The organism is Bradyrhizobium guangxiense (genome assembly GCF_004114915.1).
Taxonomy (GTDB): Bacteria; Pseudomonadota; Alphaproteobacteria; order Rhizobiales; family Xanthobacteraceae; genus Bradyrhizobium; species Bradyrhizobium guangxiense.
Genome location: NZ_CP022220.1, coordinates 231,571 through 246,120, shown reverse-complemented (window position 1 = coordinate 246,120; position 14,550 = coordinate 231,571). Strand labels below are relative to the sequence as shown.

The window sequence follows — 14,550 nt, the reverse complement described above, 5'->3', positions numbered from 1 at the left end:
TCACGTGAGAACTTGCGGGCGTGCAAGCACGCAGGCCCGAAATAGCAGCGGGATGTCTACTGCAATCGGAGCCACACGCTCTTCGTCTGAAGGAAATCCTTCATCGCGTCGATCCCACTTTCACGCCCCAAGCCGGATGTCTTGTAACCACCAAAGGGAACGGCAGGATCAGTCTTCCGATACATGTTGATCCAGACCGTTCCGGCCTGGAGTCGGGCTGCGACGCGGTGAGCGCGACTTACGTCCTTGGTCCAGAATCCCCCGGCTAAGCCGAAGTTGGTCGCATTAGCCGTGCGGATCGCATCCTCTTCATCCTTGAACGCGATAACAGAAAGAACGGGACCAAAGACTTCCTGCTGGGAAATCGTCATCGTGTTCTTCACATCGGCATAGATCGTCGGTTCGACGAACCATCCCTTGCCGCATTCCGGGGCGTGGGATCGCTTGCCGCCAAGCACTAGCCGCGCGCCCTCCGAGCTGGCTGTGTCAATCATCGAAAGTATCTTGCGGAATTGCTGTTCCGTCGCGACAGGGCCGATGTCGGTCGCTGGATCCAACGGGTCGCCCAGCCGCATGCCGCTTCCACGCCGGACCAGCTTTTCAAGGATCTGTTCAAGCACCGTCTCTTGAACGAGTAGGCGGGAGCCCGCGACACATGTTTGCCCGGTCGAGGAGAAAATACCTCCGACGGCACCGGCTGCCGCAGCATCCAGATCGGCGTCCTCGAAAATGATGTTAGGCGATTTCCCGCCCAGTTCCAGGGCTACCGGTTTGAGGTGGCGAGCGGCGAGCTCGTAGACTTTGCGACCGGCGTCGACACCACCAGTGAAGGAGATCTTGGCGACTAGTGGGTGCTGGACCAGCGCGGGTCCGATCTCGGAGCCGTAGCCGGTAAGAACATTCACGACGCCGGGCGGCACTCCAGCCTCTTCGAGCAGATCCACGAACAACAGTGTCGATGTGGATGTGAATTCTGATGGCTTGACGACCACCGTGTTGCCGGCGGCGAGGGCCGGGGCAATCTTCCAGGAAAGAAGTCTCAACGGCGAATTCCACGGAGTGATCGCGGCGACGACGCCGATCGGCTCGTATCGTGTGTAGTTGAAATAATTCTCCGGATCGACGGGGATAACGGAGCTGTGGACCTTGTCGGCAAGGCCGGCGTAGTAGTGATACCACTGCGCCATCGTCTGCATTTGGGTCCGCATTTCGGAAATAGTCTTTCCGTTGTCGCGGATCTCCCATCGCGCCAGGCTCTCGATGTTCTTCAGCACGAGATCTCCAACCCGGTGAAGAATAACCCCTCGCTGCTTTCCGGTCAGCCGAGGCCAAGGTCCTTCGACGAATGACCTGTGTGCGGAGTCGACTGCGTCGTTCACGTCGGAAGCATCGGCTTGCGGGACAGTCGCCCAGGTCTCTGATGTAAAAGGGTTCTGTGTTTCCAATCGCCGTTGGCTCTTTGACGCGCGCTTTTTTCCTCCGATCACCATCTCGAAGTGCTGCATTCCATCTCCTCCGTTTGAGCGTTCGCAACAAGCAGCTCAATAGATCGAGGTAGCAGCATGGGCAACGACAGCAGCTGTTATGGAAGTATGATCAAAATGAAAGAGGAGGCTTGTCCTGCGCGTAAGCTTCGGGGACTTCGAGTAAATTTGTCGCGACGGCCGTGGTTTGGTGCAGCGCGGGAAGCGACCGGCTGTCGATCTCGCCTTGACGTCTCCGGCTCACTGATCGTAGCAATCACTACGACGTCGTCCCGGTTGCCGGGTTGGTCGGAGATACAAGGAGGATCGTTCATTGTCAGCAGCTGTGCACGCAGAGAGCCGCGTTAAGGCGAAGGAAGCCGCCCGGGCGGGCTGGCAATATGAGTTGTACGACCTGCTCCGACGAAACAACTTCACGCAGTTTGCCTACGTCCCGGATGCCGGCCACACCGTTCTCATCAACGAGTCGCTCGCAGATGCCGAGGTCGAGTCGATCGCGCTTACAACCGAAGAAGAAGGTGTCGCGATGATGGCGGGTGCCGAGTTGGGCGGCGCCCGTGGCGTGCTGCTTATGCAGAGCAGCGGCGCGGGTAATTGCGTCAACCTTCTCTCCCTGATAGCGGGCGGACGCTTCCCTTTCTTGACGCTCCTGAGTATGCGCGGAGATTTCGGCGAGGGTAATCCCTGGCAGATGCCGATGGGGAGGGCCGTCGAGCCGGTCCTGGAAGCGATGTCGGTTCGATGTCTGCGTGTAGACCGGCCTGAGGACGTCGTGCCTGTCGTCTCGGCTGCCATCACGATGGCCTTCCAAGGCGGCGAGGCAGTTGCGGTCCTCCTCACTCAAAAACTCATCGGCGCGAAGGCGTTCTAGGGGGCATGATCATGAAAGCAAATGTTGGCAATCCGGAGTTCGACGAGCGCTACGTCCTTGATCGACGTGAGGCCGTTCCAGCGTTAGTGGGAGGTCACAAGGAGTTCCTGTTCATCGCGGGCTTGGCTGGCACCGCGCGCGATGTGACTTCGCTGGTGAACGATGGTCCGTCCGCCTATGGTCTCGGAGGGGCCATGGGGGCGGCGACGATGATGGGGTTGGGTCTCGCTCTCGCTCGTCCCGATCGTACCGTCATCGCCTTTTGCGGTGACGGAGAGTTGCTGATGAACGTCGGGTCCCTGGCCACCATCGGCGTCCGCAATCCTCCCAACTTGAGAATCGTTTGTGTCGACAACGGTCACTACGGCGAAACCGGCTACCAGCGCAGCCATACGAGTTTGGGCGTAGACCTTGAGAAGATCGCCGTCGGGTCCGGCATCAGGCGCACCCTGACTATCGGTACAGCAGCCGAGCTACCGAAAGGCAGCAAGTTGCTGCGGGAATCTGAAGATGCCGTCTTCATCTTGATGCGGGTCAAGCCCACCGATCCGCCGAAGTTTAAGCGAACTCTGGATCCGGCCGTGTGCCGCGTCCGTTTCAAGGCTGCTTTGGCGGATGCAGCTCGTGCGGGCGGCTGAGTCGAAGAGGCGCGAAGTGCCGACGGCACGCAGCGAAGACGCCGCGCCGTCGGCTACCGGCATCGACGTTCGCGATGTATCGAAGATCTTCGCGCTCGGCGCTTCGGAACAGACCGTGGCGCTCAAGCCGCTTTCCCTCACGATCCGGAAGGGCGAGTTCTTCAGCTTCATCGGACCGTCGGGATGCGGCAAGACAACCTTGCTCCGCATCATCGCCGGCCTCACCACCCCCACGACAGGTGGCGTTTTCATAAATGGCACGCAAGTGACCGGACCGGATTCACGGATCGGTATGGTCTTCCAGAAGTCCACGCTTCTACCCTGGCGAACGGTTCTTCAGAATCTTCTCCTTCCCGTCGAGGTGACGAAATCATGCTCGATGCAAGAGGCGAGATCGCGGGCCGATCGCCTGCTTGAGATGATGGGAATTGCCGCTTTCAAAAATCGCTCGCCAGACGAGTTATCCGGCGGCATGCAACAACGAGCGGCGATAGCTCGGGCGTTGATCACAGATCCCGAAATCCTGGCCATGGACGAGCCCTTCAGCGCGCTCGACGAATTCACGCGTGAGCGCCTGAACGATGAACTGATGGGTCTGCAAAAGAGCGCGCAAAAGACCATCATCTTCGTCACGCACAACATATCCGAAGCGGTCTTTCTGTCTGATCGCATCGGAGTGATGGCCCCAAGACCCGGGCGCTTAGACAGCATCATCGAAGCGCAGGGCTTTCCCGCTGTGAGGGACGCCTCACTCCGGAAGAAGCAAGAATTTTTCCGGGAGGTGGCGAGAGCCCGGGATGCCTTCGATAGGCTTCATTTGTGACTCGGGACCTATCGTTCGATGTTGTAAACGGAGAATGCAAGTGTCCAGCCAGGCCGTGAGAAGCGAATCCGAGATCGGCTCAGTCCCCTCGATCCTAGAGGGGGGCCGAAAATTCGGAGCAGCACTGCTAGCGCTCGGCATTGCGCTGCTGCTTCTCGCTATCTGGCAACTCTCGTCCCAATATCGACTTGTGTCCGCTCTGATCCTCCCGAGCCCAGCTCTGGTAGCGGGCGCGCTCTACGAAGGCGTGGTCGGCGGACGCTTCCTGAACGACATCCTCGTGACATTCAACGAAACCGTACTTGGCTTCCTGTTTGGAACGGTCGTCGCCATCACTCTGGGGGCGACGTTCGCATATTCGGGGCTCCTGCGGCGTGCCGGCTATCCCTACGTCATTGCTGTTCAGACGTTCCCGAAGATCGCTATCGCTCCCTTGCTGATAGCCTGGTTCGGATACGGCATAGGACCGAAGGTCATCATTTCGGCTCTACTCGCCTTCTTTCCGGTATTCACCGCTACACTTGCCGGATTCACTGAAGTGAACTCGGACATGATCGATCTGCTGCGATCGATGAAGGCGACGCGGCTACAAGAACTTCGCAAATTGAGGCTGCCCTTCGCGATGGCTTTCATCGTGCCTTCTCTCGATGTGGCCATCGTGCTGGCTTTGCTCGGAGCAATCGCTGCCGAACTGGTCGGCGGAGCCGCAGGTCTGGGGCAGGTCATTCAACAAAAGTCGTTCACGGGCGACATAGCGGCCGTTTATGCGGTCCTCGCTCTCACGGCCGCAATCGGCATAAGCCTTAGAAGCATCGTCAGGACGGTGACCCGAGCTCTTCAGTCAATGGCGTGGGGCTGATTGCAGGTATGGGCACGCAATGCCTTTCGGCACGATTGAATGGAGGAAGTCCTTGCGTTTAGTAGGTTGTTTGGCGGTTGCAGCCAATCTGTCCGTCTTCGTCTGTGGTGCGACGCAAGCCGAGAGTCTGAAGGAAGTGACCTTCGCATCCTCGGATACAGCATTGAGCATCGGGTCCGCGCCTTACTCATCGCTCCAGCCCACCTTGAAGTTGCCGGAGAAGTACGCGGGGGTGACGGTCAAGTTTCAACCTACCGCTGGCGCGACGGCTGCGGTGCAGGCCGTAAGCAACGGCAATGCATTCTATACTTTGGTGGCGTTAGCGTCCTTCTTGCCGCTCGCCCGTCAAGACCCGAACCTTGTTATCGTCTCGTTCGACCCCGGCAATTCTCTCCGGGTGATTGTGCCCCCCGATAGTCCGGTGAAGGGTCCCTTAGACCTGAAAGGTAAAGTTATTGGAGTCGGTAGTTTTGGCACGGCGGCCTATCCGTATGGCAAGGCTATCCTCAAGGAAGCCGGCCTCGATCCCGACAAGGACGTGACCTTCCTGCCGGTCGGTCTCGGAGCACCAGCGGCGGACGCTTTGAAAAGCGGCAAGATCCAGGCTTTCGCGGGGTTCGATAGCCCGAACGCGGTGATCGGAAATCTCCTCGGCGTGAAGATGAGAGACGTGCCGTCCCCGCTGAACGATCTCGTTGGTATGGTCGGTATGGTTGTCACCCGCAGTGAAATCGAAAAGCATCCGAAGGTGGTCGCAGGCCTGTGCCGTGCGCTCTACGAATCGTTCTTCTTCGCCGAAGGAAACATCGAAGGGACCGTGCGCAATCACTTTAAGGTCTATCCTGGCCAGCTCCCATCGAACAAACCACTTGATGAAGCGGTCCGGGAAGGCGAGGTCATCCTGAGAGCCAAGCTCGACGTCGTGAACCACAGAGGAGCCGGTGGCATCATCGGCTACCAGGAACTGCCGACCGTTCAGCACACCGTCGACAAGCTGTACGAGAACGGAATCCTTCCGGAGCGGATGGAAATATCAAAGTACGCGGACCAACGGTTCAAGAACGATTGTGGCGGTTTCGATCCCGCTGAGCTCCGGGCGCAGGCCCGCGCTTGGAAACCGCAATAGAGGAAATCGACAACTGGACACCGAGAGAGGAGAATATTCAATGACGGTCATCGAGCATCTTGCAAAGTGGGGGTCCGAAGCGCCCTTCGAACATTCAAGGGCAGCGCGAGACGTCGCTCGGCACGCTGTTGAAGACGTAATTGCCTGCATCATAGCGGGATCCAACGATCTCGGCGCCTCTAACGTCCGCAAGATGGTGTACGCCTCCGATAGTGCCGGTCCTGGCACGGTCGTCGGAGAGGAGAAGGCCGTGTTGCCGCAGCTGGCGGCGCTCGCAAATGGAACGGCCGGCCATGCATTGGACTATGACGATACGTTCCTTCCGGGCGTCAATCACGCCAGTTCGGTTCTCGTCTCGGCCCTCATGGCGCTTGGCGAGCAAGCGGGATCCTCGGGCGCCGAATTAATCGATGCCTATTTGGTCGGTCTAGAGCTCCAATTCGCGGTCGGCAGCGGTGTGATGCGTAGCCACTACGATTTTGGTTGGCACTCCACTTCGACGATCGGGTGCATCGGAGCCGCCGGCGCCTGCGCGCGGCTTCTCAAGCTGGATGCCAGGCGCTTCGCGCATGCGCTCAGCCTCGGGACGAGTATGGCGTCTGGGTGCAAGGTCCAGTTTGGCAGCATGGCAAAGCCTCTGCACGCCGGGCTTGCCGCTCAGCACGCCATCGAGGCGGCCCAATTGGCCGCGGCCGGCGTCGAGGGACGGCTGAATGCGCTTGAAGGAGGGATGGGCTTTCTCGAATTGTTCGGCGGCAAAGGACCGGCTGGCTGGGGAAAAAACATCGAGAAACTGGGCGCGCCGATGACGGCGGAGTCTCGCGGTCTCATGTTCAAACGCTATCCGTGTTGCGCCTCGACGCACCGGGTTCTAGACGCGTTCTTCGAGCTAAGGGCGCAAGAGAAGTTCGAGGCCGACGAGGTCGAAAGCATCAACACGCTAATTGGATACGGTAACTCGCGAAATCTGATGTACACAAATCCAGTCTCCGAAATGGAGGCTAGATTCTCTATGCAATATTGCATGGCCGTGGCTCTTGTCGACGGTGCTCCGAAGCTCAGTCACTTCACGCCGCAATCCGTCAAGCAGGAAAAATACCGTCGACTTTTCGGACTGACAACCGTCAGTTGCTACGATCCTGCGGAGGAGCAGAAGAACGTCGACCTAATGCGTCCTCATGTCATTACCGTCAAGTTGAAGAATGGCCGGTCGCTGGAACGGTCGCGGGATCTTCCGGTCGGTACCCTCAAATACCCGTTTAGCCTCGACGACCGCAAAGCAAAATTCGACGATTGCTGCAAATCTAGATTGGACAAGGTATCCTCCGATAGGCTCTTCGAGGCCATCAACAATATCGAGAGCGAAGGGCATCTGTCCCGGTTCACCGGTTTGCTGCGATTCGGAGCAAAGGCAAACCACGCTTTCCGCACTTCGAGCTTCGCGTGAGTGCGGCCGGAAGACCACGCATCCGGCCTCACGTGATCCATTCAGCGCAGAACGACTGCGACCGGAAAAAAATATGTCGTCGAAGCCACTTCCCCTGGATCAGGTTAGCGTAGTCGAATTCTGCTCGACGGCAGCGGGGCCTTTCGCGTCCATGCTGCTCTCGGATATGGGAGCGAGCGTCATCAAGGTCGAACCGCCAAATGGAGATGGCTTACGCCAATGGCCGCCGTTGACAGAAGGATTTAGCGAGAACTTTGCCTCACTCAATCGCAACAAGAAATCGATCGTCCTGGATCTCAAGAATGATGAGGACAATGACATTGCGCGGCGGCTTGTGCTCGATGCCGACGTGCTGATCGAGAACAATCGTCCCGGCGTGATGGAGCGCTTGGGGCTCGGTTATCCGCAATTCGCCGCGGAGAGGCCGGATCTTATCTACTGCTCGATATCCGCATATGGTCAAACCGGACCTCGAGCCGACGAAGGTGGGTTTGATCTCACCATTCAGGCCGCTGCTGGCGTGATGAGCGTAACGGGCGAAAGCGATGGAGCGCCGGTCAAATGCGGAGTTCCGATCTCGGATTTTGCGTCGGGTCTATACGCCGCTTTTGCCGTGACCTCCGCTCTGGTGCGGGTTCGGGCGGGGGGCAACGGCGCTCACATAGACGTTCCGATGTTTGGCTGCACGTTGGGTATAGCCGCGTTACAGACAAGTGAATTTTTCGGGACTGGTCTGCTCCCCCGCAGATTGGGATCCGCCCACCCGCGTAATGCGCCCTACCAGGCTTATCGAGCGGCGGACGGCTTCTTCGCGATTGCGGCTGGCAACGACGGACTGTGGCGCGAGGTCTGTCGTGTCGTCGGACGCGACTATCTCGTCACCGATGGGCGTTTCCTTACCACCGCTGACAGGGCTTCGAACCAGCACTCCCTCAAGGAGCTGCTGGAGGCCGTATTCGAAACCCAGCCGGTCGATTACTGGATCGGAGCCTTCGCGAAGGCTCGTGTGCCTCATGCAAGGATTAATAGCTACGACGCGGCCCTTGGAGATCCTCAGACGCGCCACATGGGATGGATCAAAGAACTCCAGTTGCCGGGTGGACGAACGACGCAGACTTTCGCATCGCCCCTGAAGTTCGGCGGCGAAAGCTTTGAAATCCGGAGCCGACCGCCCCTGCTGGGTGAACATACAAAGGAGTTCCGTGACGCCTACAGCCGCAGGCAGCCGGACCTCAACCGAGTTTCAACAAGGTCGGAGGACTGAGGTGAGCCAAAAGCTGCTTGCATTTGTGGCCGAGGTGACACGCTGTGTCGAAAACGTTCAGGACGAAGTCATAGTCGTTTCGCGCGTCAGGAAGGCGATGAGCGAGCTTGTGTCAACGGATGACTGGTTGCCTGAGACGATGGCGCTGTCCGATCCCAAATTCTATCAGCAACATCTGCTATATGGAGACCCTCTTGATCGCTTTTCGGTCGTGAGCTTCGTTTGGGGACCGGGCCAGCAGACGCCGGTCCATGACCATTCCGTGTGGGGTGTCATCGGCATGTTGCGAGGATCCGAGATCAACCAGAGGTACGGCCGGACGGCCTATGGGATGGACCCGATCGGTGGTTCCGAGCGACTGGAGCCAGGCGACGTGGAAATCGTGTCGGAAGCGGTTGGCGACATTCATCAAGTGCGAAATGCGTTCGATGACCGCGTGTCCATTAGTATCCACTGCTACGGTGGGAATATCGGGAGAATCCGACGTCATGTCTTCAAAGATCTCGGTGAGACCCAAGAGTTTGTCTCGGGTTATTCCAATGCTCTCACTCCCAACCTCTGGGCGCCAGCGCAGTGAGTGGGACGGAAGACCTTTTCGTCGGTCGCGCCGACGGTGTCGTGCGATTGCGCCTGAACCGACCGGAAGTAGGCAACGCCTTGAACCCAGGTTTGATCGCGGCCCTCACGCGCGAGGTAGAGGAGGCACGAAGATCGTGCGCCAGGCTTATGATCGTCGAGTCGAGTGGGCGCAACTTCTGCACTGGCTTTGATCTGTCGCGACTCCAGGAGGAAACAGACGATACGCTATTGGCAAGATTCGTCCGTATCGAATATTGTCTCCAGGCGATCAAGAATGCACCTTTCCCGACGTTGGCAATAGCCCGAGGGCGAGCGATCGGAGCCGGGGCCGACCTGTTCTGCGCCTGTGCCATCCGTTGGATCCTACCGGGGTCGTCGTTCGTCTTTCCGGGAGCGAATTTCGGCCTTGTCTTGGGTACCTCAAGGCTCGCCGAGATCGTCGGCGCCGCGACGGCCGCGGAATGGATCATGGGAGGGGCGACGGTCGATGCGCAATCCGCGCTGGAATCCGGCTTGGCTATGAAACAAATTGGCTACGAAGACATCGAAAGGGCAGTGTCTAGCGAGACCGCTCGCGCCTGTCGGCTAGATAGTTCGACGCATCAATCGATTTGGATGGCTGCAGCGAGTGCTCGCAGCGTTCGCGGAGAAACGGGTGACGGCTTCGACATGCTGAGGCTCATCGCGTCCGCTTCGCAGGTCGGCCTAAAGGAAAGAATAGCATCATACCGAACGGCAAGCCAATCGATCTGGCCCGTCACGTCACCTTGATATAGGATCGTGATCTAACCTCGCCGAACAATCAGCGTGAACGATGTTACCTCGGGCCGGCCACAATTTGACCTTCGAAACGTTTCGTCCGGTCGGTCACCATCGCTTCTTTTGAGATGGTAGCTGCGACGTCTGACAATCTGACGAGATATTGCTTGCCGGCCTACTCCGCTTGTTTGGTCTCATCACACACAAGATCGTCGACGGACCCAGGCGTCTTTGAGTAGCTTACATTTAGCAAATATTCGTCGCGGCGGAGCCTACTTTTGCGCTCGAGGACGGCGCCGCCATCAATCCTTTCCACCGCGACATGCCGCGCCTGTCGGTGGATATCGACCACACCTATCTGCCGGTGGTTCCGCGCCCCAAATCTCTGGCCCCGATCGATGCGGCGATGGAGCGCATGGCGGCGGCCATCAGGAAAGGATTGCCGGCAGCACGGGTGACGGAAGTCGTCAGCGCCGGTGAAAGATTGTCATCAAGCTGACCGTCCAGAGAGGCGCCGCGCAGGTCAGGATCGAGGTCACGCCGGTGATCAGGGCCGAGCTAGAGCTGCGCGATGTCTCGTCGAGCGTCGAAGAAATGTCCGGCTTCCGGACCCAAATGGAGCTGCTCAGGCTGTTGTCAAGTAAACCAATTCGTCATATATGGCATATAAACAAGTGTTAGTCGCCACATATGGTGATATTATGAGTTCGCCCAAATCCAATGCCGCGCTTGAACGTCTTGGTCACGACCTTCGATCGGCTCGCCTGCGCCGTCGTGTGGCTGTGGCCGACTTGGCTGCGCGCGCGGGTACGTCGCCTAGCACCATCGCACGCCTGGAAAAAGGCGATCCGGGAGTCGCCGTAGGCACGCTCGCGGACGTGCTCGTCTCTCTCGGGCTTATCGAGAATCTCGCCGATCTCGTCGATATACGGAAAGACGATCTGGGTTTGGCGTTGACGTCGGAGCGGTTGCCGCAGCGCGGTCGATCGTACGCTGCAAGGCTGCGCAAGCAGGAGAGGCAGGGCGACAAGGACGGGAAAAACGAACCGGACGATGTTGATCCGAACGGCGTGGCCTTCTGATGACTGAATACTACGCCCAAGTAGCCCTTGGCGAAGGCTTAACGCGAGTCGGTGAACTACGCTTCACGCAGACCGGGCCTCGTCAATTTTCGATCTTCACCTATGACCCGGCCTGGGCGAAGGATCCGCGTGCTTTCGCATTGCAGCCGAACATGCCCTTTGAGGGCGGGCCGTTTCATGCGTCGGCGCAGTCTGGCAATTCGCGCGAGGCGCTTGCTGGCGTCTTCTCCGATGCTGCGCCCGACAGCTGGGGGCGCAGACTGCTTGAACGTGCCTATGGCAATGGCCTCTCTGAATTCGAATATCTCACACTGTCCGACGATACATGCCGGCAAGGTGCTCTGCGTTTCATCGATGAACATGGGAAGATCATTACCGGTAAGGCCAACGAAGCGGTACCGCGTCTTCTTGATCTAGAGGCGATCACGGCGATTGCCCGCGCCTACGAACAAGGCAAGGAGATTTCCCCTGCGGACATGCAAGCTCTTGCCGGAGCCGGCGGCTCGGGCGGGGCTCGGCCCAAAGCCAACGTTCGTGACGGCGACGTTCTCTGGCTTGCCAAGTTCACTTCCGTCCACGATCAGCACCCGATCGAACAGGTCGAGGTCGCGACGCTGAACCTTGCCAGGATGTGCGGCATCCGCATTCCAGAGGTCAGACTGGAACTCGCTGACACGAAATTTCCGGTCGCGCTGGTCCAGCGTTTCGATCGACGCGGCCGCGCCCGCATTCCCTACATCTCCGCCCGAACGGCGCTCGGGAAGACAGGCTTAGAGCTCGGTTCGTACACGGAGATTGTCGATTTCATGCGGACGTCAGCTCCGGATCCGCAAGTCGATTTTGAGGAGCTCTATCGGCGGATGGTCTTCACTATCCTTGTTTCGAACAAGGATGATCATCTGAAGAACCATGGCTTCCTGTACGTCGGTTCGGGACGGTGGCGTCTGTCGCCGATGTTCGATGTGAACCCGGCGCCCGATCGCAACCCGCATCTCGAGACGGCGATCATGGAAGGTGGCACGCACGACCGATCAATCAAGCTCGCCCTCGAGGCCTGCGAGTTTTTCGAAATCACCGACGCCAACGCGCGAAAGATCATCCGAGATACAGCTCAACGCGTGTCCGATGGATGGCGGGAAACTTTCCGACGGGCAGGGGTCGGCCGTGCCCAATCGCGCGACTACGAAGCCGCCTTCGTCCATGATCAGAGCGACACAGCGCTTGGTCTATAATTCATCATATATGAAATGTTATCTGCTTCAATATATCATATTTGACTACTACGTAGTGATGCGCCAGAGACTTGCGAAGGCGCGGCCGGGTTCCCTCTGCCCTATCCACTTAGGTACGATCGACGATTTGCCTCGTATCGGACGGGAGGCATTCCAAGATTTGTGCCTCGCCATCGTGGCGGAAGATTTGAAGTCCCCGATACAGAACTTTTTGGCCTCCCACGATGGCGGTCGGACGAGCATTTCCCGGCGCTTGGGAAGGAGGCGAGGCCGCCCCGCGCCGGAAAGTGCACGATCCAGATCAAGCATTTCGGAAATGCCGCCGCCCGTCTATCTCTGTCGCACCTCACCAAGAAGCCGGGTGTCAAACGCCATCCGGAACTGAGGGGGCAGTTTTCCATGGCGCGCGACAGCCGGGCAATGCCAAGGAGCTCGCTGCCCAGGGGGCGCGCAGGCGATTACATCTTCATTACGAACGCCGGGGTTTCGGGAGCTGCCGAGGCAAGCATCTGCAGGCTTTCGAAAAGGCCGGTGTGCAGCGTTGTCGCGTGTTTGGAGGCGACTGGGTCGCGGCCCAGCTTCGGAGCCGCCCGTCCCCGAGGATGCTAATTCCGCGAATCTACAACCTCACGCATCTCCGACAATTCATCGACGGCGGAGCCTATCTTCAGGCATGACATCTACTCGGCGCGATGGGCGACAAATCTGCGCTGCTTCGCGACCACGGACGCGCATAGACGGAGCGTGGAAGCGCTGCTGGATCACCGGTTCGTCTTGCTTCGCGGGATCCGGCTTCCGGCAAATCGATGATCGCGGCGATATCGTCTCTTGGCGCGCTGGATGACCTTGCTATAGCCGAGCACGAGGAAGGCGACAGGTGGACCTTTCGTCATCCGACGATCGCGGATGCCTATTCGTCGCGGGAGGCCCCGACCTCGTCGAGATATACCTGCCCGGAGCCAAATCCGAGCGACTGCTGGCGTACGTGTTTTGCGGACGTCGCAGCGATGTCGATGCGTCAGAACGCCATAGAGCGCAGAAGGTACTATTGGACGTGCCGATCAATAGCGTCCTTCATTACTTCCTAGCCGAGCGCTGTGATGAAGATTTCTGCGCACTTTCGTCGAGGCGCGCCCAGAGATTTGGTAGTTCCCCTGCATATTCCGATGGCTGACGGCAATAACATCCGCTTGCTTGCCCGATTCAAACAAATCGTCCTTTGTCCGAAGAGGACATTGAAACCTGATGAGGGAGATACGGGAATACGCTGGAATGCTTCGACGAGTCGATTTTCCAGGATGGACGTGTGCGATCACTGTTGCCTTCTGACGAATTCGAACGGCTCTGCGCCGACGTGAAATGGGAATGGCTTGCCGACCTTGGTGCGTCGGTCGGTCGCACGCGAAGAAGTTACAGCTCGAGCGATCAGGCAGGAATGTATCGTGACTTTCGCGATTCTCTCGAGGCCGCCGCAAAGTATTTTTGGGACGATGACGCGTTGCAAGCGGCGTTGTCAACGGCTTTGCGCCGGATGGACGAGATGATCTACGAGGATGAGGACCAGCGGCCTCCCCGCGGCGAAGCGAAACTTTCAAATCTTCGCCGAAGATCTCCGGAGCGTTGATCGAGATATTCAGTGATGTAGATGAAGAGTAGGGGCGCCATGATCTTGATCCAGCGCTTGCCCGGGGCAGTTCAGAAAATCGTGCCTGTCGTACCCGCGGCGCTGTTTCGCGGTGCGTTCGCCGTTTTCGTTGAAGTCCGACAGGCCCGGAGCTTGCGGGCTTCGCCTCGGTCACCTATCGCGAGCTCAGCAGCGATTGCCACAAATGCCGTTATGAAATTTCTGAATCGTCGGCCCTGGTCGATTCACTTATTTAATTGGACGGTTGATTCGGGAATTGCGATTCTGGCGCATGTCCGAACTCACCGTGCAATAAGCCCGCAAAGTTCTACGTGCTGACGATCGAGCCGACGCTGTTTGGCGATACAGCATTGGTGCGCGAATGGGGCCGCCTCGGTGGGCACGGCCAACGGCGGCTCGATCTGTTCGATGGGCACGTGCAGAGGCGCTTGAGTCCTGGTTCAAGCGCAAGACCCGTCGTGGTTACGTACAGCGGCACTTTCGCTTGGAGCCGGCTGCGACGTGCGGCAAGCGGTCTGATCTGGAGAAAATCTCCAATTAAAGTATGTCAAAGTAATCCGAAGGTATTTCGAATCTATTCCGAGAATTGCAGTATTCCATAGTACAACAATAGCGTACCTTCGCCGTGATCGAGGCTCATCAGGAAGGCTTTCCGCTCTCTACGTCAAGCTACCTTATCCTGGTTTGAAGTCGGAACATCGAGATGAAGTTGGAGCCCTTCTCAAGGTCCCGATAGCTCGA

15 protein-coding genes are annotated in these 14,550 nt (G+C 58.3%); 14 read left to right on the top strand and 1 reads right to left on the bottom strand.

The genetic code is table 11. The annotated features are described in order from the left end of the window. Positions 1-56 precede the first annotated feature (56 nt). Positions 57-1,505, bottom strand: coding sequence for an aldehyde dehydrogenase (locus X268_RS35720; protein WP_128929662.1), 1,449 nt, complete (start codon positions 1,503-1,505; stop codon positions 57-59). A 292-nt stretch (positions 1,506-1,797) separates the two neighbouring features. On the opposite strand from X268_RS35720, the gene X268_RS35715 reads away from it, so the two are divergent. From X268_RS35715 to X268_RS40920, 14 genes are all read left to right on the top strand, one after another. After that, complete coding sequence (locus X268_RS35715; RefSeq protein WP_232995587.1) at positions 1,798-2,355, top strand: phosphonopyruvate decarboxylase; 558 nt, start codon at positions 1,798-1,800, stop codon at positions 2,353-2,355. A 5-nt stretch (positions 2,356-2,360) separates the two neighbouring features. Beyond that, the gene (locus X268_RS35710) at positions 2,361-2,993 is read left to right on the top strand and encodes a thiamine pyrophosphate-dependent enzyme (protein ID WP_206733166.1); all 633 of its coding nucleotides are present in this window, start codon (positions 2,361-2,363) and stop codon (positions 2,991-2,993) included. Between the two features lie 16 nt (positions 2,994-3,009). Next, complete coding sequence (locus X268_RS35705) at positions 3,010-3,816, top strand: ABC transporter ATP-binding protein (RefSeq protein ID WP_164933835.1); 807 nt, start codon at positions 3,010-3,012, stop codon at positions 3,814-3,816. A gap of 40 nt (positions 3,817-3,856) precedes the next feature. Next, positions 3,857-4,675: an ABC transporter permease gene (locus tag X268_RS35700; protein ID WP_164933836.1), complete on the top strand. Its 819-nt coding sequence runs from the start codon at positions 3,857-3,859 to the stop codon at positions 4,673-4,675. A gap of 19 nt (positions 4,676-4,694) precedes the next feature. Then, on the top strand, positions 4,695-5,801 hold the full coding sequence (locus tag X268_RS35695) for an ABC transporter substrate-binding protein (RefSeq protein WP_128929659.1): 1,107 nt from the start codon (positions 4,695-4,697) through the stop codon (positions 5,799-5,801). 40 nt (positions 5,802-5,841) lie between these two features. Then, positions 5,842-7,248, top strand: coding sequence for an MmgE/PrpD family protein (locus X268_RS35690; RefSeq protein ID WP_128929658.1), 1,407 nt, complete (start codon positions 5,842-5,844; stop codon positions 7,246-7,248). Positions 7,249-7,321: 73 nt separating this feature from the next. Continuing rightward, a complete protein-coding gene (locus X268_RS35685) occupies positions 7,322-8,512 on the top strand; it encodes a CaiB/BaiF CoA transferase family protein (protein WP_128929657.1) in 1,191 nt (396 codons plus the stop codon). A 1-nt stretch (position 8,513) separates the two neighbouring features. Then, positions 8,514-9,089, top strand: a complete 576-nt coding sequence (locus tag X268_RS35680) for a cysteine dioxygenase family protein (RefSeq protein WP_164933837.1) — start codon at positions 8,514-8,516, stop codon at positions 9,087-9,089. Further along, positions 9,086-9,862 (top strand): enoyl-CoA hydratase/isomerase family protein, encoded by a 777-nt coding sequence (locus tag X268_RS35675; protein ID WP_128929655.1) that lies wholly within the window; start codon positions 9,086-9,088, stop codon positions 9,860-9,862. Before X268_RS35680 ends, X268_RS35675 begins: the two co-directional genes overlap by 4 nt. Positions 9,863-10,172: 310 nt before the next feature. Then, positions 10,173-10,349: a hypothetical protein gene (locus X268_RS40200; protein ID WP_232995585.1), complete on the top strand. Its 177-nt coding sequence runs from the start codon at positions 10,173-10,175 to the stop codon at positions 10,347-10,349. Between the two features lie 202 nt (positions 10,350-10,551). Beyond that, positions 10,552-10,932 carry a helix-turn-helix domain-containing protein gene (locus X268_RS35665; RefSeq protein ID WP_128929654.1) on the top strand — a complete coding sequence of 127 codons (381 nt, stop codon included), beginning with the start codon at positions 10,552-10,554 and terminating at the stop codon, positions 10,930-10,932. Beyond that, positions 10,932-12,164, top strand: a complete 1,233-nt coding sequence (locus X268_RS35660; RefSeq protein ID WP_128929653.1) for a type II toxin-antitoxin system HipA family toxin — start codon at positions 10,932-10,934, stop codon at positions 12,162-12,164. The genes X268_RS35665 and X268_RS35660 overlap by 1 nt, the downstream gene beginning before the upstream one ends. 1,306 nt (positions 12,165-13,470) lie before the next feature. Next, positions 13,471-13,788, top strand: a complete 318-nt coding sequence (locus tag X268_RS35655) for a hypothetical protein (protein WP_128929652.1) — start codon at positions 13,471-13,473, stop codon at positions 13,786-13,788. A gap of 332 nt (positions 13,789-14,120) precedes the next feature. Then, positions 14,121-14,411: a WGR domain-containing protein gene (locus X268_RS40920; protein ID WP_232995584.1), complete on the top strand. Its 291-nt coding sequence runs from the start codon at positions 14,121-14,123 to the stop codon at positions 14,409-14,411. The last annotated feature ends 139 nt before the right edge of the window (positions 14,412-14,550 follow it).